Origin of the sequence: Arthrobacter sp. HY1533 (assembly GCF_027568515.1) — a bacterium.
Lineage (GTDB): Bacteria > Actinomycetota > Actinomycetes > Actinomycetales > Micrococcaceae > Specibacter.
This window is the reverse complement of record NZ_JANKZF010000001.1, coordinates 324,277-347,591: the sequence shown is the minus strand read 5'-3', so window position 1 is coordinate 347,591 and position 23,315 is coordinate 324,277. Positions and strand designations below refer to the sequence as shown.

Below are 23,315 nucleotides of genomic sequence, written 5' to 3'. Positions count from 1 at the left end.
CGGCCACATGGCCGCAACAGGAAGACCCGTATTCATGGAACGTGAAATTACCAGCCAGGTTCAGATGTGCCTGCCCAACGGGCGCTTGAACCCGGAAGCAGTTGGTTGGAGCAGAACGCCCCAACATCGGGCAAATTTGCGCGGATGGGGTCGCAACAAGCGTTTTGAATACTGGTGCATTTCAACACCCAGCCATGTGGTGGCCCTCAATGTCTCCGACACCGACTACAAGGTCACCAACGCCGGATTCTTCTTGGACAAGAAGACGCTCAAGGCAATTCCCTTGGCGGAAATTCAGTGGTTCAAGAACGGCACCAAGGCGCTTACCGGCCTGGCAAACGAACCCATCATCGGCAAGGGCAAGGAAATCCAGATCAGCATGATCCCCTACGACGGGGGCGTGAGGCTGCACATGGATTCAGCGCGGTTGAAGGTGGACCTGGATGTGGTGGTTCCGCCGAATCACCAGTCCATGGGGGTTTTGGTCCCTTGGAGCGACAAGGTTTTCCAGTACACACGCAAGGACAACTGCCTGCCCGTGTCCGGCATGACCATTGCCGATGGTGTTGAGTATCCGGTTGAAGCCGGTGAATCCTTTGCCACCTTGGATCATGGGAGGGGCCGGTGGCCGTACTCGATCGTCTGGAATTGGGCCTCGGGCAGCGGGCGGACCAACGGACGCGAGATCGGCTTGCAGTTTGGCGGGAAGTGGACGGAAGGGACCCCGTCCACGGAAAACTCGCTCCGCATTGATGGCGAAATTCAAAAGATCAGTGAAGAGCTTTCCTGGACATATGACGTCAGCGACTGGATGAAGCCGTGGCGCATCACCGGCACCCGGGTGGATCTGACATTCACGCCCATTTACGACCGGTATTCGAATTTCAACAAAGTCATTGTCCTGAGCGAAGAGCACCAATGCTTTGGGTACTTTGATGGCGAAATTACCTCGGAATCAGGGGAGAAGATCCCCGTGAAGTCCATCTTTGGCTGGGCAGAAGAAGTAAAACGGAAGTGGTAGCGCGGCTGGAATTCTCCTAAGCCGGCCGTCGCGCAGCAGGGGAGTTTCGCCCAACGCAAGCTCACGACGGCGGGAGGTCCCGGCGTCGTCCGTCCCAATTCCCCTGGCAACCCAACCATCACCTCGAAAGGACCCAAATTGACCAATCCCAGTGACCTTATTGATTTCGATTCACTTCTCACCCTGGAAGAGCGCACACTGCGTGATTCCGTGCGGTCGTTCGTTGACACTGAGATCAAGCCCAACATCGCCGATTGGTTTGAAAAGGCCGTTTTCCCGCTGGAGATAGTCCCCGAACTGGCCAAGCTGGGCCTGCTGGGAATGCATATCGACGGTTATGGTTGTGCCGGCCGAACCGCAGTGGAGTATGGCCTGGCGGGTGCGGAGCTGGAAGCGGGGGACTCCGGCCTGCGGACGTTCGTCTCGGTGCAAGGGTCGCTTGCCATGAGTGCCATCCACAAGCACGGTTCGGAGGAGCAGAAGCAGGAGTGGCTGCCGGCCATGGCCAAGGGGGAGGCCATCGGGTGTTTTGGATTGACCGAACCGAGCGCCGGTTCGGACCCGGGAAACATGGCCACTTTTGCCCATCGGGACGGCAGTGACTGGGTGCTCAACGGCACGAAACGATGGATAGGGCTGGCCTCCGTGGCTCAGGTTGCCATCATTTGGGCCCAGAGTGACAAGGGAGTGCGTGGTTTTGTGGTGCCCACGTCGACGCCGGGATTTACCGCAACGCCCATTTCCCCGAAACTCTCTATGCGCGCATCCATCCAGTGCGATGTGGAACTCACCAACGTCCGGTTGCCCCATTCAGCAATGCTGCCCGAAACACTGGGACTTGGTGGGCCCTTTTCATGCCTGAACGAAGCCAGGTACGGGATCATGTGGGGGGCCATGGGAGCGGCACGGGACTCATTTGAGGCCGCCCTCGACTATTCTGCCGGACGAATGCAGTTCGGAAAGCCTTTGGCTGGCTACCAGCTCAGCCAGCAGAAGCTGGTGAACATGGCCCTGGAAATCAACAAGGGATTCTTGCTCGCACTGCACCTGGGGCGCAAGAAGGACGCCGGAACACTGCAGCCGGACCAGATATCAGTGGGCAAATTGAACAATTGCCGTGAGGCGATCGAAATTTGCAGGGAAGCCCGCGCCATGCTTGGCGGCAACGGCATCACATTGGACTACTCACCCATGCGCCATGCGAACAACCTCGAATCAGTGCGCACTTATGAGGGCACCGATGAGGTGCACACCCTCATTCTCGGTCGAAAGCTCACAGGCATCCCGGCCTTCCGGTAGAAGCAAAAATAAGACGCCGTCACGGGCGTGCTTCGCACTAAACCAACAACCACTTCTCAGCCCCGCACGCCGCTGCACCAGACACCCAAGTGGCGCGATGTCACGCGCCCAAACCCAAAACAGGAGCAATAATGAACAGCTATTTGAACCAAATGGAACACGTCGCCACCTTCATTGGCAACGAAATGAACGGCCAAGGCTCGGCGGAAGGGCACAAGGTCTTCGGGGGCTCGTACATCACCACCACCGCGCCCCGCCCCCGTACGGCAGGCGAATACGTGACCACCGCCGCGCCCCGCCCCGACCGCCCCGGCAGCTATGTGACCAGCGATGCCAAGCCCGACGGTCCCGCTGGCGGTTACGTATCCAGCACCCAGTACGCATAGACGGATTCTTGAGGTTGACGTTCGATCACTGATTCCCTGGGCAAGCTAGTGAGTCCTGCACCAGACAAGCACCCTGCTGGAGATCAGTTTTTCTCGCAACGAATGGTGTGGTCTGGCGTCGCCCTTCTCGAGACTCGTGCGCTGAACTGGTGAAAAACGGGACATGGCAGGTTGGCTTGCGTCGAAGCTGGTGCACTCGGAATCGCAGGGCAAGCTGCCCTAGCCTAGTTCCCAGTTTATTGGGGGCATAGCAGCATCGACATTGGTGGATGCTGTTGTCCAAGGGGCCGGTGAAGTATGACCATTGAGATTGGGTCGTCCATTGAAGGGAATGCATTGGCCACCGACTCGTGGTCATCGTTCGAGTGTGGACGGTAAATCTTCAATGCCCCATGAATGTCACGGGCCGCGAGCCCGTTGGCGAGTTCATGGAAAAAAGCCAGTATTTGAGCGCCGGCGAGTTCGCCGGCGCTCAGGCTGTGGTCAGGCTGCGTTCGCGGATGAGGATATTCATGGCGGCGAGCTCGTGAGGTGTTTCAGACCGGGTGAGTTGTTTCATTGGTTCGCGGCCGGTCCGGTAGGACTCGGCTGGCATCCAAGCCTCTTTGAGAGGTTGGATGTGTGTGGTCAAGGCTGGTGCGGGTTGGTCGAGGCGGTTGGCGGTGTAGTTGGTGATTCCCGCCAAAGCGGCAGACCACTGTGGCTCTGTGAGTCGAGGGTTTCGCGGGAGGGTTACCGCCCTGCTTTCCGGGATGCGCTGGCTGCCGCGGGGGATAGGCGTGGTGGTGGAGAGGAAGAGTTCTAAGGCAGCTAGGACTGCTATGGTCTTGCAAATTTTGGCATTGTCGTAGCCCGATTCGAGGTCAATGAGAAATTTCCGTGAAACGCCGGCCACATCCGCCAACGCCAGTTGCGTCCATCCTTGTTCCATTCGCTGGGCGCGGATCAATGCTCCGGCCGCGGATATTGGCGTCAATTTTGCCTGTTGACGGTGACAATACTTTTCCTTCCGGACCGGTCCGCAATGCTTCGTACAGAGCCCTACTTCCGCTGTGGTGCGCAGCTTGCCTTTGTGTGCAAGGGGGAAATTCTGGTTCGAGTTCAACCTCGGGCACTTTTTTCGAAGATTGACCTCCTGGAAACAGGGGGTCATTCTTCTTTTGCGGCCACGTTGGTCGAGCTGGTCGAGACCCGGCCAATGCCTGTTAGGTCTATCCATGCCGCGTCCTAGTTCGTTGACGCTGATTTGGCTGTTGGTTCGGTGGCGCCTCCTTGTTGACTGCTCGGAGCTATTTTCTCCTTCACACAGTTCATGGGGCGCCGGAGCCTTAGCGACGTGAGCTTCTGTAGAACGCGGTGGCGCAAGTGAGTGCGATCCGAGGTTCAGCCGGTTGCATGAAGGCATGGTGTGTAACTTGCGTGTGCCGGCCATTTCGCTGTCGGCCACGACGTCCCGAGGACTAGGTTCAAACATCCTTTGAGTCTGATTGCCGCCCGTTCCTGACAACGTCGCCCACAAATCGGCTGAAAGTTTCAGGAGACGGTTCATTGCTCCTGCTGCGCCAACGATGACTCGTGGTTCTTGACGCATCAAAACTGTGGATGGCGTCGCCAGCAGGTTTCAACCTACGAATTCGTTGTGCGGCGTTTGCTGTTACCGGTCAGCTCCGCTCCGCGTGACTGCACGGTTCAGATGTAGGCGAGGAACCGCCCGGCGAAGATAACGCCCGTCCACGCCGTCAGCGACACACCCGCCGCCACGCGGGCGGCAATCGGAGTCGCGGAGGCCTTTGCCCACTGACCGACGCGGCGGTACACGCCACGGTGGAACACCAGGATGTTTAATCCCGCCAGGAGTAGTAGCCCGAGCTTCCATGGAGCGGCTGAGGAACCTGCGACCACGATCGGCTGCGCACTCATCAGCGCGACCCCGGTGGCAAGGGCGACAACCAGGCCGACGTGGGAGAGAGGCAGCAGGTGGCGGGCGGCCGTGGTCACCGACATGAGGCGTCGACCGCCACCCAGCAGCCGGAGGTCGAACGCGAACGCTGGGCCGACGAGGAGAGCGATCCCGAGAATGTGGAGTGCCTCCAATGTGGGATACATGAATGGGGCGCTACGCACCGCGTCGCCGAGAGGCGTTGCCTGCAGCCAGCGCAGCTGCGTATCGAGCCAGTCAGGCATCCTCCACTCCACCCTGCCTGGCGCGATGGCGGACATAGAAGACTCCGCCGCCGACGGCTGCAACTATCACTATTCCGAATACCGTCCAGACGAGCCAGGTCCCTCCGTCCTCCGCCGCGGTGGCGGGGGCGGTGGTTGCGTCCGTGGCCGGGGTCTTGGTCTCCAAGGGGTCTGGGGCGGGGGACACCGAGGCGCTTTCATCCTCGTCTGAGGGGTCCGAACCCGGAAGTGGAGCGCGTACCGGCAGGGTGTTGCCGAGTACCTGGTTCACCGCCACGTTGTCGTCCCCGTACCAGAACACGACGGGGCGGAACAATCCGGCATCTTCTCGGTTGATGTAGCCGACGGCCTGGAAGCTCTCGCCAATGTTGAGTGCCCGGTCAAGTCCCCACCGGCCTGACCATGCGGGAGGAGCGATGATGACCTCCAGCTCGTTGTTGGGGCCGGGGTATGCGAGTGCGGCGTTGACTCGGACGCTGTCCTCGGGGTCCTGCAGTTCTTCGGGAATCTCCAACTCGGGCGTGTGGGTGGGCAGCTCGCTGTCGAGATCCACGTCGAAGTACGAATGTGGCTCACCCCAGCTGCCGTCCGAGTTGACCGTGCCGGCGATGTAGACGAGGTTGTCGGTCTCGAAGCCGTCCCAGCCGTGGTGCGCGGCAGCTGGCGAAGCAGAAACCATGGCCAGCGCCGCCGCAGACGCAGAAACGAGAGCGGCGGCCAGGAATCGGCGTACAGGGCTCCGCCGAGAGTCCGGCGTGGCGCTCATCGTCCGGGGTTCATCTGTGGCTGTCGGTGGGAGCTGGCCAGGGGAGGAGCTGGTCCGGTGTAGTTTCATGGGGTTTCAGTCCTTTCCACGCCAGGCGTGGGGATGGTGGAAGTGTGTCAGCTGAATGCAACGCCGGTGCGTTCGGCGTAAGCGGCGACCAGCTGCTCCTGCGCGTCGGTGTCGTGCACGAAGTCGTTCACGCGCGTCTCGACCTGCCGGTGGAAGAGGAACTCTCCGGTGATGTCGCTGCCTGGTTCGGCGCTTTCGGCGAGCCAGACCTGGGTCATGTAGCCGTCGCGCAGGCTGTCGGGCGTGGTTGCGTTGCCGTTGTGGAAGCCCATGAGTGTTGGGATCCAGCCAGGCGCAATCGCATTGACCTGTATGTCGGGCCAGCGGCGGGCTGCTGCGGCCGCGATCATGGCCAGGTGCAGCTTGCTGTCGCCGTAGGTGATGCCATCGCCCGACCGAACCTCGTCAAGCATCAAGCTTCCGCCCAGATGCAGATCGGATGAGAGGTACATCAGCTGCTCGCGCGGGGTGGAGACCAGAGCGGTCAACAGATACGGTGACAGCGAGTTCGCGTTCAGGATCTCTGGGCCGGTGAGCCCGTACTCGCCAGCGTTGTAGATGATGACGTCGAACCCGCCGAGCCCGTTTATGTGCTCGGCCAGCGCCCGGGTTTGGTTCAGGTCGAGGAGGTCGCCGATGACGACGTCTTCCAGTCCCGGCAGATCACGGCGTACGTCGGCGGCGCGCTGTTCGTTGCGGGCGTGCACGACGACGCGGTGTCCCCGGCGCAGGAAGTACGCGGCAGCGAGCTGCCCGATACCGCCGGTTGACCCGGTGATCAGTACCCGCTTCGTGTCGCTGCCTGTGAGTGGCTGGATGTTCTGTTCGATGTAACGCAATTCGTCCGCGACCTGCTGTGTGTTGTAGATTCCCACACCGTAGAGATCGCCCTGAGGCAACAGGCCGCTCCCGTTCGTCTCGGTGGCTGAGGGAGTCGTCGGTGTGGACGTGTTCCCGATCGGGTCGGGGCTGCTGGTGCAGGCAGCCAGGAGTCCTGTTCCGAGGACGGTGGCGGACAAGAAGAAGGTGCGTCGGGTGACTTTCACAGTTGGCATCAGATGTGGTTCCTGGAGTTAGTCGCGGGCGGCGATGGTGACTGCTTTGCCGTCTAGCAGTCCGATCTGATCGATGTCAGCGGTTTCGCCGATCTTCGTCAACGAGCTCGAGAAGGTGTGGCCCTCGGCGTTGTAGAAGAAGCCGATGTTTCCCCAAGGCATGTAGGAGAACAGGTCGCCTACTTCAGGTCGAAGCCCTTCGGCGCCGGTGTAGTCTAAATCGCCTGGCGGGGATGCGACCTTTTCCTTTCCGCCGAAGTCCGAGAACGTGAGGGTCATCGGAAGCATTGACAGGAACGAGCGTGTCGTGGGGTTGTCTTCCACGATGACCGCCTCGACAACAACATTGCCAGCGGTAAAGCTGACAATCATTCCGGCAATGCTTTGCTTTGGTGCGGTCGATTTGGTTTTGTCGGTCGAACCCGAATCTTCCGTTGTGGTCTCGAACGGAGGATTGCCGTCCGCCGGTGTGCCGCTGCGAGCAGCTGGTCCCGCCCCAGCCTTTGATGCCAGTCCAGTGATTGCCCGTGCGGCGTGCGTTTGTCGGCGTGCTGTCAAGATGAGTTTCCTCCGTGGCATTGTCTCGTCTACAAATCAAGTAGACGCCACGCTGTGGCGATGAGGGAGTCCCCATTTTTAGGGGTACTGTGAGGGACTCACTCATTGCCGTAATCGCCCGCGATCCTCTGTAGGATCCGGTAGCCCTCGACAATCGCAGCCGACAGCTCCACTCCGAGCCTTGGCCGCGCACTTTACTGCTATTTGCCAGTTTGAAAGCATGCGCCCCTCCCGCTCCCTCGCCACAGGAAACGCCGATTGCCCGGTACATGACTGAACCGTCCCGGAATTGATGCCGCCGCCTTTTTTGATGAAGGTGGGCATGTTGGCGTCTGATTAGTTGTCAACGGAGGCGACTTTGCTATTGGCCTGCTTCGGGTTCGAGTGTTGTTGCTGCGTCGAGGGCGTCGTCGACGACGATGAAGTAGTTCGCCGCGCTGGGATTCGCGACGATCGACATTTTCTCCTGTTCCATGGCCGGCAGGATCGCCCATGACCTCGTGGTTAAACACCCGGAGATGGTCCGCAAGCTGGTACTCACCGGGACTGGACTCCGTGGAGGGAAGGATATGAACAAGGCGGTGGGAGTGACCTACTACGACACCTTCCGCTCCGTCATTACCCGTTCCGACCCGAAGGAATTCCGCTTCTTCAACCGCGGCAGCGCGGGCAAGCCATCCGGGAAGGCGCATTTGTGGAACGCCTCAAGGAGCGCACCTCCGACCGTGACATGCCCTTCAGCAACAAGGCATTCAGCCGCCAGCTCAAGGCGATCCAGCGTTTTGGACACTCCGCCCCGTGGGACGTGCACCAGCGCATCAAGGGCAGCGCGGTGATCACCTTCCCCAACTCCGGCCACGGCGGCATCTTCCAATACTGGGAGAAGTTCGGACCGATTGCCGCGAAATTCAACGCCGCCTGACACCCTGGCGGCGTTGCCTGGCCTGGGTCTACTCTGTGGGTGCCCGCTTTGCACCGCTTCCCATTTGCTCACCAAGCGGCGAAATCTTGAGCAGGACCAGCACCAGGATGCACAGGAATGCCAGGGCCGCTGCTGCCGCGATCACGGCGGTTCCCAGCGTTGCGGAGGTGGCAAGAGCCCCGGCGCCGACTGCGGTAACTGCCTGGAAAACGTAGGCGATGAGGTACAGCAACGAGAGCGTTGCACCCCGATGGCGTGCGGGGGCAACGCTGTTGATGAGGCCCAGCCCGCCGGTGAATGCCAGCGAGTAGGCGCAGCCGCCAACCAGGCACCAACTGAGAAACAGCGCGCTTGACCCCAATACGCTCGCACCAACCATCAAGGCGAGACTGGCTATGGTCAGAAGGGCCCCGCTCCACACTTGGTACCGAACAGGGACCCTCACCAGAAACAACGCAGTGAGGCAGATCGCCACGGAAGAGCTCGCCAGCAGCGAGCCGACCACCGCCCTGTTGTCAGTGTGTGCGAACTGGGCGATCATGTGCGCCCCGAGGGACAGGAAGATGGCTCCCATGGAATACGCCAGAGCAACCGACATTGTCGCGATGAGGAAATTTAGCCGGATCCCGCGTGGAACTTTGGGGGACTGGGGCCGCCAACGCTGCCTCGATTCTGGCCGGTCGCCCGGGGTCATGAACAGGGCTGCCATCACTGCGACGGCCAGCAGGAGCAAGACCAGGTAGCTCAGAGACAAGGGCCACGGTGCATATTGTGCCAGCAGCCCGCTGACGAACAGGGCCAATGTGAGTCCAGCCGCTGTGGCAACTGTCGCCGTCGTGCTGGCAAAGCGGGGGTTGATTCTCGGGCTGTTTTCGATCAATGACACTGTTGCCGCGCCCATGGCCAGCCCGGAGCCAGCGCCCTGCAGTGCCCGGCCGGCAAACAGGAAGCCGACGTTCGGCGCAAAGGCGAACAAGAGGGTGGTGAGGGCTATGAGGAAGACTCCGCCGATCATGACCAACCGCCGGCCATGGATGTCGGAGAGGTTGCCGAAGAGCGGCAACACCACCACAAGCGCCAGCGGGTACGCGGCGAAGACGCTGGTGAGCACCACTGCGGGGAGGTCCCATTTCTCGGCGTAGCTTGGATATAGCGTGCTCGGTGCCCCGGAGGACCACAGCACCAGCGCAAGCACGGACGCTGCTGACCAGAATGCCCCGCGCCTGCCCAGCCGTCCTGGCCTGCGGCTCGCCGACGTCCTCTGCGGGAGGGCTGTGCCAGGGCGGCTCATCGGGTGCGGCCCGGATTGATGATCAGGCAGGTGCTCGATGCCGTGGCCAGCACGCGGCCCTCATTGTCACGGATGTCTGCCTCGGCGAAGGAGGCGTTTCTGCCGCGGCGGGTGACCCAGCCGCGGGCAGTGACAATTCCCGTTTCGGCCGTGATGGGCCGCAGGAAGGAAACCTTGAGTTCCAGGCTCGTGTAGCCTACTCCTGCCGGCAGCGTGCTGTGCACGGCACACCCGCAGGCCGAATCGAGGACTGTGGCAAAGAAGCCTCCATGAATCGACCCGATCGGGTTGTAGTGCGATTCATCGGGCTGTGCGGTCATGACTACCTCGCCGTCTGCCACGGAAACGAACTCCAGCCCAACGTGGCTGCTGATCGGAGGAGGGGCAATTGTGCCGTCCATGAGGGCTCGCAACTGTTCGAGACCCGTCCGTTCAAAGAGCTTTGCCTGGGCCGGGTCGGGGCTTTGGTAGTGAATGGTGCGCGAACGGTTCACGGGCACTTCAGACGGTTCAGTCACGGACATTCCTTTGCTTGCTTGGTACAGGACCACGGCGCCCAGCCGAGAGGGCAGAACATTGCCGGGCGGGCTTGCCGAACCCATGCTAGCTTGGATAAAGAAACTCAGGTAGTGTGTGACGTGCCGCCAGCCGGGGGAGGAGCCTTTGCCGGCGCCGGGTTGCCTCCACAGCGTCTGGATAGGATTGGATCATGCCCCCCAAGTCACGAATGCTCGTCGATGCCCTGGACAACCGGTGCGCCATCACCCGGTCCCTGGGGGTGCTCAGCGACTCCTGGAGTTTTCTCCTGTTGCGCGAATCGCTGCTTGGGCGGCGCACCTTCGCCCAGTTCAGGGACTCCTTGGGCATTGCCACTGACATTCTCAGCGCACGGCTCGGCGCGCTTGTGGAGCACGGCGTGCTGGAAAAGGTGCCTTACCAGGAGCCGGGGCAGCGCACGCGCGATGCCTACGAGCTGACAGCGGCTGGCCATGAACTAAAAGTGGTGCTGGTGGCCATGCAGCAGTGGGGGGAGGTGCATCTCCCGCAGGGGAAGGGTCCCAGCGTGCTCCCGGTGACCCGTGACGGGCATGAGCGTGTGCATGCAGCCTTGGTGGATGCCCATGGCGCCATTGTGGGCCAGCAGGATGTGGAGTTTCTGCGTATGGCGGTGGACAGCTCAATCTGAGGTCAGCGGGGCAGGATTGCCGCGATCTGGCCGCGAATGGAGTAGATGATTTCCTCGGTGCCAGCGGCAAGGTTGGCGGCGCTGGCCATGCTCAGCAGCATGATGGCGGAGACAATGCGGGGGATTGTGGTGGCATGGCCCGGGTCAATGTGCTGATCGCGCTGAAGAACGACGGCGATGGCGTCCTCGGTCTGTTGGGCCAGGTCCAGCGCCTGGCGGCGGTGAGGCTCCTCCGGGTCTCCGAAAACCATCTCGCGCAGGTATGTCCGGCCATTGTCAACTTGTTTTCGGTTGCAATAAACCACTTCACTAACGATCGCCATGACGGCCCCGAGAGTTTCAGGGATCTCCTGGGCAGCGGCCATGCCCCGTGTGAGTGAATCGGCGTAGCTGGAGTTTTGCACCATCAACAAGAGCTCACCCTTGGATTTGGCGTAGAGGAACAGCGTGCCGGCTCCGATGTCGGCCTTGTCGGCAATCTGCTGCGTGGTGACATCATCCACGCCGTATTCGGAAAAGAGCTCGCCGGCAGCTGCCACGATCCGGTCCAGCTTGGCTTGCTTGTTCCGCTCACGCCGTCCCGGCGGCGGGGAAATTTCTGGCATGGCGATCCCTTCGGGAATAAAATCTGATTGCACTCAGTTATGAGTGTAGTCGGCACTGTGTGGGCTCGTAAGTGGGTCAACTCATTCTCCCATGACGTCCACAAGCTCCTCGCTTCGTGGCCCGCAGCACCGGCGCCGTGCCCCACCTACTAAAAAGGAACATTTTCCCCATGACTTTGACTTCCCTTTGGCAGCCCTTCTCACTGGGCCGTGTGGAACTTTCACACCGACTCGCCATGGCGCCAATGACCCGCAACCGGGCCAATGCCGACGGCACCCCGGGCGAGCTGGTCGCACGGTACTGCGGCCAGCGGGCCACCCTAGGCCTGTTGATCACCGAAGGTGCCCAGCCCTCGGCCGACGGTCAGGGCTACGCGAACACCCCCGGCATCTACACCCCGGAGCACATTGCAGGCTGGCGGAAAGTCTCCGATGCCGTCCATGCCGGAGGCGGGGCACTGTTCATCCAGCTCATGCACGCCGGCAGGATTTCGCACCCGGACAACACCCCGCATGGCCGCCAGCCTGTGGCGCCGTCGGCCATCTCAGCCGGGGTGGACATTGCAACCGCGAGCGGGCGGCAGCAGGTGCCGGTTCCACGCGAACTGAGCGTCCAGGACATTGCGGCCGTGATTGCCGAATTCCGCCATGCCGCCGCATCGGCCATCGCGGCCGGTGCCGACGGCGTCGAAATCCATGGTGCCAACGGGTACCTGCTGCACCAGTTCCTTTCCCCAAACTCGAACCGCCGCAGTGACGCTTACGGTGGATCGGTCGAGAACCGATCCCGGTTCGTCATCGAGGTGGCCCGTGCCGTGGCGGAGGAGATCGGTGCGGACCGTGTGGGGATCCGCCTGTCTCCGTCCATGCCGCTGGGTGGCCTCGAGGAAGGTGACGTTGCCGATGTGCGGGCACAATACCGCCACCTGGTGGGCGAGCTTGCCGGCCTGAACCTTGCCTATCTGCATCTGCACCACGTTGGCGACGATGAGTTGCTGCAGTCTTTCCGTGAGGCATGGCCTACGGCGGTGCTGGTGGTCCGTTACGGCCGAACCCGGGAGCAGCTCGCCGCTGACATTGACGCCGGCTTTGCCGACATTGCCCCTGTGGGCCGTTTGGCACTTGCCAACCCCGACGTCGTCGAGCGGCTGCGCGCCGAGGCGCCCATGAATGAGTTGGATCCCGCAACCATCTATGGCGGCGGCGAATCCGGATACACTGACTACCCCGTCCTGGCAAACGCCAACTAACCCCTTACCCGAAAGAAAGAAGGAAAAACCATGCCCTCACTCAAGGGAGCAGTAGTCCTGGTCACCGGCGCCAACGGTGGCATCGGAACCCATTTTGTCCACCAGGCCCTGGCCCGGGGCGCGGCCAAGGTCTATGCCTCGGCCCGCACCCCGCGCGCATGGACAGACGAGCGCGTTGTGCCGCTGGTTTTGGACGTCACCGATTCGGCGTCCATTCAGGCAGCGGTCGAGGCGGCGCCGGATGTGACGGTCTTGATCAACAATGCCGGAGCGTCCACACCGACGCCCGGAATTCTGAGCCATTCGGACGCGGAAATTCGTGCCAATGTGGAAACGAACTTCTTTGGCCCGATTTTCCTGGCCCGCGCCTTCGCGCCGATCCTTTCGGGCAAGCCCGGGGCAGTCATCATCGACATCCACTCGGCCCTGAGCTGGTATGCCGTGGCCGGGATTTACAGTGCCACGAAGGCGGCCCTGTGGTCGGCAACCAACTCGTTGCGCCTGGAGCTGGCACCGGCCGGCGTTCACGTTGTTGGGGTGCACGTGGCCTACGTTGACACGGCCATGGCCGCCCACTCGAACGATCCGAAAAAGGCTCCCGCCGAGCTGGTCCATGCAGTGCTCGACGGCGTGGAGTCGGGGCAGTACGAAATCCTCGCGGACGACACCTCTGTCCAGCTCAAGGCCGGACTCAGCGCACCCATCGAAAAGTTCTACCCGCAGCTGGCTGCATTGCAGCGCTAAGGGCTGTTCCTGCCGGGATCACCTTTCCGTCCGGACTGCGCCGTAGCGAGTGGGAGACCCAGTCGCCCAAAAAACCCCAGCAAGGTTCCCGGGACGGTTCCATGTCAGGAGTCGCGTTGCGTCAGTTTTCCAGCAGCTGAGGCCAGTTTGTCGCGAAGTACGTCACGAACGACTCGCCCAGTTTCTCCGAGCGGAGGTGGTCCCGTGTCACGGGGAAGGACGGTGCGCGATAGCCGGGGTCGGCAATTGCCCGACGAGCGAAGGCATGGTCGGCGATCGCGGCCTTGCCGATATAGGCGAGGTCGGCCCCCTGGTCCAGTACCCGCTGCACGTCCGAGGCGCTGGCCAAGTGCCCTGCGACACCGAGGGCTGTTCCGTTCCGTGGCAGCTCAAGGAAGTGTTCGAGGAGTGTTCGGCTGCCTTCGGGGGCGTTGGCGGGGAGCTTCGCAACGTCCCACAACGACAGGTCGAGAATATCGATGTCCCCGCTGGCGAGGAGTTCGCTGACCAGATGGACCATGTCCGTCAAGACCAGGCCGTAGCGTTCGACGGACAGTCGGAGGCCGATGTGAAAGTCCGGGCCGGTGCGTTCCCGGATCGAATGGACAACCTCTTTCACGAACCGGGCTCGCCCGGTGGGATCAGTCCCGTACCCGTCTTGTCGGAGATTGTTCGAGGCGTCGAGGAACTGGCCGACCAGATAGCCGTGGCCCCCGTGCACTTCGATGCCGTCCACGCCGGCTTTCTCGGCGCGCGCGGCGGCTGCCGCGAAGTCCTCGACTACTTGCTGCACCTCACCGGTCGTCATGCCTCGCACTCCGGTCTGGGCATCATTCCAGGGACCCACCACCGCGTGTCCGGACAGCGCCTTTTCCGCACGCACACCTCCGTGGTGTAGCTGCACCGAGGACCGTGCGCCAGTTGCGGAGATGGCTGCGGCAAGGCGTTCCAGACCGGGCAGATGCTCGTCGGAGGAGATGCCGAGCTGGCCGGGCCAGACCTGTCCGGCTGGATGCACGTAGGCGGCCGCGGTCTGCAAGAGGCCGAATCCTCCTTCGGCGCGGGCGACCAGCCAGGAGAGCTCGTCAGCTGACAGCGTCCCGTTTGCATGGCTCTGCTGGTTGGTCATGGGAGCGAGGATCAGGCGATTGGGCAGAGGACGCCCATGACGCAGCACCATCGGGTCGGAAAGATTCGTCATGTGGCTCCTAGGGAATGAATGCTTCTTTAGCCGGTGAATGCCGATGGACTCATCGTAGACATCGCCTGCGCTGTCCGTGGAACAACATCCACCCTCCGGAATTGATTCCTCGCCACCCTGTGGCATTCAGGATGACGGATCAGAACGCGGAGCCCCTCCCCGAACGGAACGACCGAGATGAAACTGTCTTCGGCGAGTTGGGCAATTTTCAGCCGGCTGGCATGGGCAAGTGGGTGGGTGCTCGGCAGTGCAAAAGCCAGCGGGGCCCGCCTCTGTCACGTCCTCATCTGAGATCACTTCGTTAAGTATCAACGCCTCCGCGGGCCGTGTTCTCAGTCACACGGCACCCTGATAGTGGCGCGTGCTCGCATAGGCTGGGACGGTTGCCTCAATGAGGAGGTAGCCAGAAAACAATCAAAGAAAGCAATGGCGCATGAACTTTGAATCCAATTCCCTGACCCTGAAGATCTGGGACAGCTCCACGATTGACCACACATTGGAAACGGCGATTGCCCATGTTTCCATCAAGTCCAACACGCCGAGAGACAGAGTGACGGTTACTCGCAGCGGACCCAACCTATTCACCGTAAGCGCGACCGGAGCATAACCAGAGACTCGCTGATCGATCTCAGCAAGATTCCCGCGCATGGCGGGCTCTCAGCTGGCCGTCTCGGCATGCGTACCGCCGCAGGATGTCGGGACTGCCCTTAGTTGCACGAGATGAAAGTTGGTTGGAGTCCCACCGCGGGCACATTTGCCAGCAGAATGACCTCCGGGAAACCGGGGGTCATTCTGCTGTTGCGGCCGCGTTGGTCGAGCTTGTCGAAACCCGGCTGTTCCTCTGCGGGTTGGGCTGTGCCGCGTCCCAGGTACTCCGACTCCGGCTTGGCCCCTGGCGGATCGCAGTGGAGCAACCGGGGGACGCAGTTCCTACTGTCCTAGGGAGTCCGCTTTGCCCGTCTGCGAACCACCAGCCACCGCGCCATGAGAAGTATCGCGGTGAGCGCGAGGGCACACATGGCTACTTGTCCGTCGGTGGGGCCCAGGACTGCGGTGAGAACTGGATGTTCGGTAACGGTTGCTGGGCTTAAGGTCCAGGCGACATCCCGGGAACTAGCACTGTTTCCGGTGGAATGTCGCTGGCCACCGAGCACGCGTGCAAGCCCCGGACGCAGGAGTGCATTGAGGACGACACCCAATGCAAGGGGCCCGATCAAGCACAGCAAGAACACTGCATTCTTGGGACGAAAGGGACGTCGATCACTCATCGTTCGGATGGAACCCAATTACTGGTTCCTCCTCAGGGCCGGCCAATTCTCGCATGCCCGCATTCTGCCACAGGACCTGCCCGAGCTGATGCCGCCTAGGGGTGTCGGTTGACTCGGGTGTTGCGCATCGGCAGCCTGTCCGCGTCCCCTGGACGCTAGGATGTGACCACAAGTTTTCGCCGAGGAGCGCAACCATGCAAGATTCACTTCGCCACGTGTACTTTCTGTCCGACGGGACGGGCATCACCGCGGAAACCCTGGGCAGCACCTTGCTGACCCAATTTCCCCAGCAGCGGTTTTACCGGACCACTGTGCCGTTCATATCCACCATCGCCAAGGCCCAGTCGATCGTCCGTGAGATTGACCAGGTGGCGATGGGCCAGGAACGGCCGCTGGTGTTTTCCACTGCCGTCAATGAGGAGATCCGCAACGAGTTGGCCAAGTGCAACGGCGTGCTGGTGGACTTAATCGGCGCGCACGTGCAGCTGTTGGAGGAAGCGCTTGACACCAAGGCCAGCCACCAGCCCGGGCAGGCCCATGGCCTGGGGAACACGTTGAGGTACCAGTCGCGGATGCTTGCGGTTGAGTACGCAATGGAGCACGACGACGGCCAAAGCCTGCGCGCGATGGAAAAGGCGGAGGTGATACTCATTGCGCCATCGCGGTGCGGAAAGACACCCACCACCATGTACCTGGCACTTCAGCATGGTGTCTACGCAGCCAATTTCCCGCTCGTGGACGAGGACTTTCCGGGCGACACGTTGCCGGCGCCCATACGCCCGTATGCGGCCAAATGCTTCGGCCTCACGTCCAACCCCATGCGTTTGAGCCAGGTGCGGACCGAGCGCCGCCCGGGCTCCGACTATGCCTCGCTGCGGCAGTGCGGCATCGAACTGCGCAGCGCGGAACGGCTTTACGACACACACGACATCCCTTACCTGAATTCCGCCAGCATGTCCGTCGAGGAGATTTCAGCGGTGATTCTGCAACGGATGGGTTTGCGGCACTAGGCATGCGCACTGCCGGTCCCCGATATTCCAGACGGTGCGGTGGTCCCGGAATGTGAGAGAACCCATGGTCTACACGCCGGCGCCCTGAGACGATGTAGTGACGTGGTGTCTACTAGCCGCGATTTGACTGCAAGGAGCACTGACAATGACGACAGACATCCTCTGGTTTTCCGAGCTTGGCCTCAAGGACCTGGACCGGGTGGGCGGCAAAAACGCTTCACTCGGTGAGATGGTGGGTAACCTGACAAGCGCCGGGGTGAAAGTTCCGGACGGATTTGCCACCACCGCGGATGCCTACCGGCGCTTCCTGCGCGAGACAGGAGTTGAGGCGAAGATTGCCGGAATCCTGGAGGGCCTGGACACCGATGACGTCCGTGCCCTTGCCGAGGCCGGATCCGCCATCCGGCACGCCATTGTGGCAACCCCCTTCCCCGTGGACCTGGAGGCGCAGCTGCGTTCCGCCTACGAGGCACTCGTGGCAAAACATGGCGGCTCGGCTGAACTGTCCTGGGCCGTGCGCTCCAGTGCCACGGCCGAAGACCTGCCCGACGCGTCCTTTGCCGGGCAGCAGGAAACCTTCCTGAACATACGCGGCATCGACAACATCCTGGCAGCGGTCAAGGACGTGTTCGCGTCGCTCTACAACGACCGGGCCATCGCCTACCGCGTGCACCACAAGTTTGAGCACCTGGACGTGGCGTTGTCGGCGGGCATCCAGCGGATGGTCCGTTCCGATGTGGGGGCCTCCGGTGTCATGTTCACGATGGACACGGAGTCCGGATACCAGGGCGCCGTCTTTGTCACCTCTTCCTATGGGCTGGGCGAGGCCGTGGTCCAGGGTGCCGTGAACCCGGATGAGTTCTACGTCTACAAGGAAGCCCTCAATGCGGGCCGCCCCGCCATCCTCAAGCGGGGCCTGGGCGAGAAGGCGTTGACCATGGTGTACACCGACAACGAAGAAGTTGGCCACACCATCGAGCTGGTTGCCACCGATCCAGCGCTGCGCAGCCGCTTCAGCCTCACGGACGACGACGTCGAACAGCTGGCGCGCCATGCCGTGGCCATTGAGAAACACTACGGACGTCCCATGGACATCGAGTGGGGCAAGGACGGCCTGGACGGCGGGCTGTACATCCTGCAGGCCCGGCCCGAAACGGTGGAGTCGCGCAGGTCCGTGGGCACATTGTCTCGGTACCGGCTGGAAGGAACCGGCCCCGTGCTCGCCGAAGGCCGGGCGATTGGCCAGCGGATCGGTTCCGGACCGGTCCGTGTCCTGGCCTCCATTGACCAAATGGCCGATTTTGTGACCGGCGATGTCCTGGTGGCGGACATGACGGATCCCGACTGGGAACCAATCATGAAGCGCGCCTCCGCCATCGTCACCAACCGTGGCGGGCGGACGTGCCACGCGGCGATCATCGCACGGGAACTGGGCATCCCGGCCGTGGTGGGCACCGGGGACGCCACTGGGGCACTGGCCGAGGGGGTCAACGTGACAGTTTCCTGCGCCGAAGGCGAGGCCGGGTTCATTTACGAGGGGTTGCTGGAGTTCCGGGTCGAGGACACTGAACTGGACAGCCTGCCCGAAGCCCCTGTCAAGATCATGATGAACGTGGGGACCCCGGAACAGGCGTTCACTTTCGCCCAGTTGCCCAACCATGGCGTTGGGCTGGCCCGGCTGGAGTTCATCATCAACCGGCAAATCGGCATCCACCCCAAGGCCCTGTTGAACCTGGCGGACCAGCCCGCCGACGTCGCCGAGGTCATCAACGAGCGGATCGCGGCGTACGACGGCCCACTGGACTACTACGTCAAGCGCCTGGCCGAAGGAGTGGCGACGATCGCGGCAGCCTTCGCACCGCACCCGGTCATTGTGCGGATGTCCGACTTCAAGTCCAACGAATACGCGAACCTCATCGGCGGCCCGGCCTACGAGCCGCACGAGGAAAACCCCATGATCGGCTTCCGCGGCGCGTCGCGCTACCTGGAACCGTCCTTCCGCGACTGCTTTGACCTGGAGTGCCAGGCCCTGGCCCACGTGCGCAACGAAATGGGCTTGACCAACATCAAGCTCATGATTCCCTTTGTCCGCACGTTGGAGGAAGGACGCGGCGTCATTGAGCTGCTCGCCCAGAACGGCCTTCGCCGCGGGGAAAACGGCCTGGAAGTGGTGATGATGTGCGAGCTTCCCTCCAACGCACTGCTGGCCGATGAGTTCCTGGAAATCTTTGACGGCTTCTCCATCGGCTCCAACGACCTGACCCAACTTACCCTCGGCCTGGACCGGGACTCAGCCATTGTTGCGGCCAGCTTTGACGAGCGCAACGCCGCCGTCAAGAAGCTCCTGAGCATGGCCATCCGGGCCTGCAAGGACAAGGGCAGGTACGTGGGCATCTGCGGACAGGGCCCCAGCGACCACCTCGACTTTGCCCAGTGGCTGGTTGCCGAGGGGATCGATTCGATCTCACTCAACCCGGACACCGTGGTGGACACCTGGCTGCAACTGGCCAACAATCCGGTCAGCCGGTGATTCTCACAAACCAATAATGGCCGTTCTCGATTACTGAGTTGGGCGATACGTTGGTGGCTGATATTGCCGGCAAACGGCGCAGTCAAATGACGGGAGTCCACCATGTTTTCACTTCTTGGCCAGGTCGCAGTTGTCACGGGGGCCGCGGCAGGGATCGGCCGGGGGATCGCCGAGGCCCTGCTGGGGGCCGGCGCCCAGGTGGTCATCGCTGACATCGACGTCGCGCGGGGCAAGGCCACGGCCGGGGAACTGGGCGCCGTGTTCGAAGAGGTCGACGTCACCTCCAAGGAGGCCTGCGCGGACATGGTGGCCAGGGTCCTGGAACGCTTCGGCCGCATCGACGTGCTGTGTTCCAACACCGGAATTTTCCCGCAGGCAACGATCGATGACATGACCGAAGCGCAATGGGACAGGATGATGGATGTCAACCTCAAGGGCACCTTCTTCATGGTCCAGGCCGCACTTCGCCCCATGCGGGAGCAGCAGTACGGGCGGATTGTCATCACCTCCTCAATCACCGGGTCCATCACAGGTTTCCCCGGCTGGGCCCACTACGGCGCAAGCAAAGCCGGCCAGCAGGGATTCATGCGAAGCGCCGCGCTGGAATGTGCGCGCGACGGCGTGACGATCAACGCCGTCCTGCCCGGAAACGTTCTCACCGACGGGCTCCGGGCGCAGGGCGAGGAATACCTGCGCACCATGGCAGCCAGCGTGCCCATGAACAGCCTGGGCGAGCCGAGCGACATTGGCCACGCCGCCTGCTTCCTGGCCACCCGGGAAGCCCGGTACATCACCGGCCAGACGCTGATCGTCGACGGCGGGCAGATCATCCCTGAATCGCTCGAGGCGCTGGCGTAGCACGTCGGCCGGCACCAAGGACAGCAACCAAACCGCAACAACGGGACGCCATCGAAGGGTCCCGCACGCATCAACCATCTGTGGGCCACTGTGTGGGCAAGCAGTGAAAAGGAAACATCTCATGGGCAAGAGCAAACTGGCCGCGGACACTGTCGACGGCGTCGGCTCCCTCAGTGGATTTTCGGGGTACTCGAGACGGGAATTGGACCGGCTGGCCATGGCCCACGACGCATCGCACTACCTGCTTGCGCCGCGCGCCGTCGTTGTTCCGGCGGATCCGGCCGAGGTCGGGAGGGTCATGGCGGCGGCGGCCTCGGCCAACGTCCCCCTGGTCTTCCGCTCCGGCGGCACATCGCTGAGCGGCCAGGCCCTCAGCGACGGGCTCTTGGTGGACGTCCGCAAGAACTTCAGGTCCATCCAAGTGCTCGACGCCGGCGCCCGGGTTTCCGTGGGCCCCGGGGCCACGGTGCGCAGCGTCAACGCCCGCCTTGCCGTCCATGGCCGCAAGTTGGGCCCCGACCCGGCCAGCGAAGTCGCGTGCACCATTGGGGGCGTGGTGGCCAACAACTCCTCCGGCATGGCCTGCGGCACTGAATTCAACAGCTACCGGACTTTGGAATCCATGGTGATGGTGCTGCTCTCGGGCACAGTGGTGGACACCGCCGACCCCCACGCCGACCGGCTGCTGCGGGAGAAGGAGCCCGAGCTGCACGAGGGCCTGCTGCGGCTTCGCCGCCGGGTTGTTTCCAACCCGGAATCCGTGCGGACAATCGAGCGCCAGTTCGCCATGAAGAACACCATGGGGTACGGGCTCAATTCATTCCTCGACTTCCAGGCGCCCGCCAAGATCCTGGAACACCTCATGATTGGATCCGAGGGGACGCTCGGATTCATCGCCGGAGCCACCTTCCGGACAGTCGAGGCGCGGGCGCACGCAGCCACCGGCCTGATGACGTTTGCCTCGCTGAACGCGGCAGCCTCGGCCCTGCCCGAGCTGGTTGCCTCCGGCCTGTCCACGGTGGAGTTGATGGACGCCGCCTCATTGAGGGTGGCCCAACGCCAGGCCGACACGCCGGCTGTGCTGGCCGGGCTGGACATCGTGGGCCACGCCGCACTTTTAGTGGAACACCAGGCCTCATCCCCGGAAGAGCTCCTGAGCAAGCAACAGCTCAGCCAGGCCCTGTTCACATCCCTGGATCTGGCCGCACCGTTCGAACTGTCAACCGGCCCTAAGGAACGGGCCGCCCTGTGGCACATCCGCAAGGGCCTGTACACCACCGTGGCGGGAAACCGCCCTGCCGGGACAAATGCGCTGCTGGAGGACATTGCCGTTCCCGTCCCCGTGCTCGCCGAAACGTGCAAGCAGCTGCTGGGCCTCTTTGACCGGCACGACTACCAGGACAGCGTGATCTTTGGCCACGCCAAGGACGGCAACATCCACTTCATGCTCACGGAGCGCTTCGACGACCCGGCCAAGCTTGGGCGCTATGAGGCGTTCACCGAGGACATGGTCTCCCTGGTCCTGGGCATGGACGGCACGCTCAAGGCCGAACACGGCACCGGGCGGATCATGGCACCCTTCGTGGCCCGCCAATACGGGCAGGAACTCTACGACGTCATGGGCAGCGTCAAGCGCCTCCTCGACCCGAACGGGCTGCTGAACCCCGGCGTCGTGCTCTCCGACGAGCCGCGGTCCTACCTGGACCACCTGAAAACAGCTCCCACGGTTGAGGAGGAAGTGGACCGCTGCGTCGAGTGCGGCTACTGCGAGCCGGCCTGCCCCAGCAAGGACGTCACGATCACGCCGCGCCAGAGGATCGTCATCCGGCGTGAAATTGCCGCCGCGCAACAGCGCGGCGACCACGATCTGGCGGCCCGGCTGGAGAAGGACTATCAATACGACGGCGTCCAGACCTGCGCCGTGGACGGCATGTGCCAGAGTGCGTGCCCGGTCCTCATCAACACCGGGGACCTGGTGCGCCGGCTCCGTGCCGAAGGTCGCAACCCTGTTGCGGACAAGGGATGGAACGCCGCGGCCAAGCACTGGGGCGCGGCCACGAAGGCAGGTTCCCTGGGGCTCAGCGCCGCCAAGGCCATGCCGTTGACGCTGGTGAAGGCAGCCACCCAGCTTGGGCGCCACGCCCTGGGCGCGGAAAACGTGCCCCTCTACACCGCCGCGCTGCCCCGGGGCGGGCACAAACGGCCCAGCGCCGGCGACGTTGCTTCGAAGTCCGGGGCCGTGGCGGAGGCCGTGTACTTCCCGGCCTGCATTGGCGCCATGTTCGGGGCCGCCAATGACGACGCCGGACAACCCGGGAACGGGGTCACGCAGGCCTTCCGGAACCTCGCCGAGCGCGCCGGCGTTGCGCTCACCATTCCTGACGCCGTCGGCGATCTCTGCTGCGGGACGCCCTGGAAATCCAAGGGATTCACCACCGGATATACCACCATGGGGGAGAGGGTCCTGCCCGCTCTCTGGGAGGCAAGCCGGCAGGGACGGCTGCCGATAGTCTGCGATGCCTCTTCCTGCACGGAGGGGCTTGAAACGCTGCGGGACACGGCGACATCGCCCGACGCTCCCGCGGAATACTCGCACCTGACGTTCGTCGACTCCGTGCAGTTTGCCCGGGAACGGCTTTTGCCCCATCTTGAGGTGCACCCCGGGCTGGAATCGCTGGCCCTGCACCCGACATGCTCCTCCACCCGGTTGGGCATCAATGACGACTTCACCGCGATCGCCACGGCCCTGGCCGGCGAAGTTGTTGTGCCGCCCAGCTGGGGTTGCTGCGCCTACGCGGGCGACCGCGGCCTGCTGCACCCTGAACTGACCGCATCCGCCACCGCCACCCAGGCCGCCGAAATCAATGAGCGCCAGCATTCGGCCTACGCATCAACCAACCGGACCTGTGAGCTGGGCATGCGCGAGGCCACCGGGCAGCAATACCGGCACATCCTGGAACTGCTCGATGAGGCAACAAACCCAGCGACATTGGGTCATTAGGGGCGTAGTCTGGCCGAACCAAGGCGCCGGTTGCCGGCCCTTAGCTGTGTTCTCGAATCCCGAAACTCGTTGCCGAAAACAACTGGCGAATCCATTCTCATTATTTGAGAG

21 protein-coding genes are annotated in these 23,315 nt (G+C 62.6%); 11 read left to right on the top strand and 10 right to left on the bottom strand.

Annotated elements, in window-relative coordinates:
• Positions 1 to 7: 7 nt before the first annotated feature.
• The 3 genes from PCK14_RS01640 to PCK14_RS01630 all read left to right on the top strand — a co-directional run bounded on the left by PCK14_RS01640 (position 8) and on the right by PCK14_RS01630 (position 2,706).
• Positions 8 to 1,021, top strand: coding sequence for a DUF2804 domain-containing protein (locus PCK14_RS01640; protein WP_269936719.1), 1,014 nt, complete (start codon positions 8 to 10; stop codon positions 1,019 to 1,021).
• A 138-nt stretch (positions 1,022 to 1,159) separates the two neighbouring features.
• A complete protein-coding gene (locus PCK14_RS01635) occupies positions 1,160 to 2,320 on the top strand; it encodes an acyl-CoA dehydrogenase family protein (protein WP_269936718.1) in 1,161 nt (386 codons plus the stop codon).
• Between the two features lie 131 nt (positions 2,321 to 2,451).
• Positions 2,452 to 2,706, top strand: coding sequence for a hypothetical protein (locus PCK14_RS01630; RefSeq protein WP_269936717.1), 255 nt, complete (start codon positions 2,452 to 2,454; stop codon positions 2,704 to 2,706).
• 472 nt (positions 2,707 to 3,178) lie between these two features.
• On the opposite strand, the gene PCK14_RS01625 is transcribed toward PCK14_RS01630, so the two are convergent.
• The 6 genes from PCK14_RS01625 to PCK14_RS01600 form a co-directional block, all read right to left on the bottom strand.
• Entirely contained in the window at positions 3,179 to 4,255 is a 1,077-nt protein-coding gene (locus PCK14_RS01625) for a helix-turn-helix domain-containing protein (protein ID WP_269936716.1), read from the bottom strand.
• Between the two features lie 140 nt (positions 4,256 to 4,395).
• A complete protein-coding gene (locus tag PCK14_RS01620; protein WP_269936715.1) occupies positions 4,396 to 4,890 on the bottom strand; it encodes a hypothetical protein in 495 nt (164 codons plus the stop codon).
• Positions 4,883 to 5,569: a hypothetical protein gene (locus PCK14_RS01615; protein ID WP_269936714.1), complete on the bottom strand. Its 687-nt coding sequence runs from the start codon at positions 5,567 to 5,569 to the stop codon at positions 4,883 to 4,885. Before PCK14_RS01615 ends, PCK14_RS01620 begins: the two co-directional genes overlap by 8 nt.
• A gap of 203 nt (positions 5,570 to 5,772) precedes the next feature.
• Positions 5,773 to 6,780 carry an SDR family NAD(P)-dependent oxidoreductase gene (locus PCK14_RS01610; protein WP_269936713.1) on the bottom strand — a complete coding sequence of 336 codons (1,008 nt, stop codon included), beginning with the start codon at positions 6,778 to 6,780 and terminating at the stop codon, positions 5,773 to 5,775.
• A gap of 18 nt (positions 6,781 to 6,798) precedes the next feature.
• Positions 6,799 to 7,338: a cyclophilin-like fold protein gene (locus tag PCK14_RS01605; protein ID WP_269936712.1), complete on the bottom strand. Its 540-nt coding sequence runs from the start codon at positions 7,336 to 7,338 to the stop codon at positions 6,799 to 6,801.
• Positions 7,339 to 7,699: 361 nt separating this feature from the next.
• A complete protein-coding gene (locus PCK14_RS01600) occupies positions 7,700 to 7,879 on the bottom strand; it encodes a hypothetical protein (protein WP_269936711.1) in 180 nt (59 codons plus the stop codon).
• 153 nt (positions 7,880 to 8,032) lie between these two features.
• Here PCK14_RS01600 and PCK14_RS01595 point away from each other — a divergent pair, with 153 nt between their 5' ends.
• Entirely contained in the window at positions 8,033 to 8,260 is a 228-nt protein-coding gene (locus PCK14_RS01595; protein ID WP_269936710.1) for a hypothetical protein, read from the top strand.
• A 28-nt stretch (positions 8,261 to 8,288) separates the two neighbouring features.
• On the opposite strand, the gene PCK14_RS01590 is transcribed toward PCK14_RS01595, so the two are convergent.
• Both PCK14_RS01590 and PCK14_RS01585 read right to left on the bottom strand, forming a co-directional pair.
• The gene (locus PCK14_RS01590; RefSeq protein ID WP_269936709.1) at positions 8,289 to 9,455 is read right to left on the bottom strand and encodes an MFS transporter; all 1,167 of its coding nucleotides are present in this window, start codon (positions 9,453 to 9,455) and stop codon (positions 8,289 to 8,291) included.
• 92 nt (positions 9,456 to 9,547) lie between these two features.
• Entirely contained in the window at positions 9,548 to 10,069 is a 522-nt protein-coding gene (locus PCK14_RS01585; RefSeq protein ID WP_269936708.1) for a PaaI family thioesterase, read from the bottom strand.
• Between the two features lie 191 nt (positions 10,070 to 10,260).
• On the opposite strand from PCK14_RS01585, the gene PCK14_RS01580 reads away from it, so the two are divergent.
• Positions 10,261 to 10,737 carry a winged helix-turn-helix transcriptional regulator gene (locus tag PCK14_RS01580; protein WP_269936707.1) on the top strand — a complete coding sequence of 159 codons (477 nt, stop codon included), beginning with the start codon at positions 10,261 to 10,263 and terminating at the stop codon, positions 10,735 to 10,737.
• Positions 10,738 to 10,739: 2 nt separating this feature from the next.
• Here PCK14_RS01580 and PCK14_RS01575 read toward each other — a convergent pair whose 3' ends face one another.
• Complete coding sequence (locus tag PCK14_RS01575) at positions 10,740 to 11,342, bottom strand: TetR/AcrR family transcriptional regulator (RefSeq protein ID WP_269936706.1); 603 nt, start codon at positions 11,340 to 11,342, stop codon at positions 10,740 to 10,742.
• 170 nt (positions 11,343 to 11,512) lie between these two features.
• Between PCK14_RS01575 and PCK14_RS01570 the strand changes: the two genes are divergently transcribed.
• Together PCK14_RS01570 and PCK14_RS01565 are read left to right on the top strand one after the other, a co-directional pair.
• Complete coding sequence (locus tag PCK14_RS01570) at positions 11,513 to 12,592, top strand: alkene reductase (RefSeq protein WP_269936705.1); 1,080 nt, start codon at positions 11,513 to 11,515, stop codon at positions 12,590 to 12,592.
• 30 nt (positions 12,593 to 12,622) lie between these two features.
• Positions 12,623 to 13,336 carry an SDR family oxidoreductase gene (locus PCK14_RS01565; protein ID WP_269936704.1) on the top strand — a complete coding sequence of 238 codons (714 nt, stop codon included), beginning with the start codon at positions 12,623 to 12,625 and terminating at the stop codon, positions 13,334 to 13,336.
• A 121-nt stretch (positions 13,337 to 13,457) separates the two neighbouring features.
• Here PCK14_RS01565 and PCK14_RS01560 read toward each other — a convergent pair whose 3' ends face one another.
• Positions 13,458 to 14,537: an NADH:flavin oxidoreductase gene (locus PCK14_RS01560; protein WP_269936703.1), complete on the bottom strand. Its 1,080-nt coding sequence runs from the start codon at positions 14,535 to 14,537 to the stop codon at positions 13,458 to 13,460.
• Between the two features lie 1,462 nt (positions 14,538 to 15,999).
• On the opposite strand from PCK14_RS01560, the gene PCK14_RS01555 reads away from it, so the two are divergent.
• The 4 genes from PCK14_RS01555 to PCK14_RS01540 all read left to right on the top strand — a co-directional run bounded on the left by PCK14_RS01555 (position 16,000) and on the right by PCK14_RS01540 (position 23,204).
• Entirely contained in the window at positions 16,000 to 16,815 is an 816-nt protein-coding gene (locus PCK14_RS01555; RefSeq protein ID WP_269936702.1) for a pyruvate, water dikinase regulatory protein, read from the top strand.
• A 145-nt stretch (positions 16,816 to 16,960) separates the two neighbouring features.
• Positions 16,961 to 19,345, top strand: a complete 2,385-nt coding sequence (ppsA, locus tag PCK14_RS01550; RefSeq protein ID WP_269936701.1) for a phosphoenolpyruvate synthase — start codon at positions 16,961 to 16,963, stop codon at positions 19,343 to 19,345.
• Between the two features lie 102 nt (positions 19,346 to 19,447).
• Entirely contained in the window at positions 19,448 to 20,203 is a 756-nt protein-coding gene (fabG, locus tag PCK14_RS01545) for a 3-oxoacyl-ACP reductase FabG (protein WP_269936700.1), read from the top strand.
• A 121-nt stretch (positions 20,204 to 20,324) separates the two neighbouring features.
• Positions 20,325 to 23,204 carry an FAD-binding and (Fe-S)-binding domain-containing protein gene (locus PCK14_RS01540; protein WP_333474335.1) on the top strand — a complete coding sequence of 960 codons (2,880 nt, stop codon included), beginning with the start codon at positions 20,325 to 20,327 and terminating at the stop codon, positions 23,202 to 23,204.
• The last annotated feature ends 111 nt before the right edge of the window (positions 23,205 to 23,315 follow it).

Bases quoted from the DNA above. Each gene is read 5' to 3' on its own strand.
- PCK14_RS01640 (WP_269936719.1), top strand. From the start codon at position 8: ATGGCCGCAACAGGAAGACCCGTATTCATGGAACGTGAAATTACCAGC.
- PCK14_RS01630 (WP_269936717.1), top strand. From the start codon at position 2,452: ATGAACAGCTATTTGAACCAAATGGAACACGTCGCCACCTTCATTGGC.
- PCK14_RS01625 (WP_269936716.1), bottom strand. From the start codon at position 4,255: ATGAACCGTCTCCTGAAACTTTCAGCCGATTTGTGGGCGACGTTGTCA.
- PCK14_RS01620 (WP_269936715.1), bottom strand. From the start codon at position 4,890: ATGCCTGACTGGCTCGATACGCAGCTGCGCTGGCTGCAGGCAACGCCT.
- PCK14_RS01615 (WP_269936714.1), bottom strand. From the start codon at position 5,569: ATGGTTTCTGCTTCGCCAGCTGCCGCGCACCACGGCTGGGACGGCTTC.
- PCK14_RS01610 (WP_269936713.1), bottom strand. From the start codon at position 6,780: ATGCCAACTGTGAAAGTCACCCGACGCACCTTCTTCTTGTCCGCCACC.
- PCK14_RS01580 (WP_269936707.1), top strand. From the start codon at position 10,261: ATGCCCCCCAAGTCACGAATGCTCGTCGATGCCCTGGACAACCGGTGC.
- PCK14_RS01575 (WP_269936706.1), bottom strand. From the start codon at position 11,342: ATGCCAGAAATTTCCCCGCCGCCGGGACGGCGTGAGCGGAACAAGCAA.
- PCK14_RS01570 (WP_269936705.1), top strand. From the start codon at position 11,513: ATGACTTTGACTTCCCTTTGGCAGCCCTTCTCACTGGGCCGTGTGGAA.
- PCK14_RS01565 (WP_269936704.1), top strand. From the start codon at position 12,623: ATGCCCTCACTCAAGGGAGCAGTAGTCCTGGTCACCGGCGCCAACGGT.
- PCK14_RS01560 (WP_269936703.1), bottom strand. From the start codon at position 14,537: ATGACGAATCTTTCCGACCCGATGGTGCTGCGTCATGGGCGTCCTCTG.
- PCK14_RS01555 (WP_269936702.1), top strand. From the start codon at position 16,000: ATGCAAGATTCACTTCGCCACGTGTACTTTCTGTCCGACGGGACGGGC.
- ppsA (WP_269936701.1), top strand. From the start codon at position 16,961: ATGACGACAGACATCCTCTGGTTTTCCGAGCTTGGCCTCAAGGACCTG.
- fabG (WP_269936700.1), top strand. From the start codon at position 19,448: ATGTTTTCACTTCTTGGCCAGGTCGCAGTTGTCACGGGGGCCGCGGCA.
- PCK14_RS01540 (WP_333474335.1), top strand. From the start codon at position 20,325: ATGGGCAAGAGCAAACTGGCCGCGGACACTGTCGACGGCGTCGGCTCC.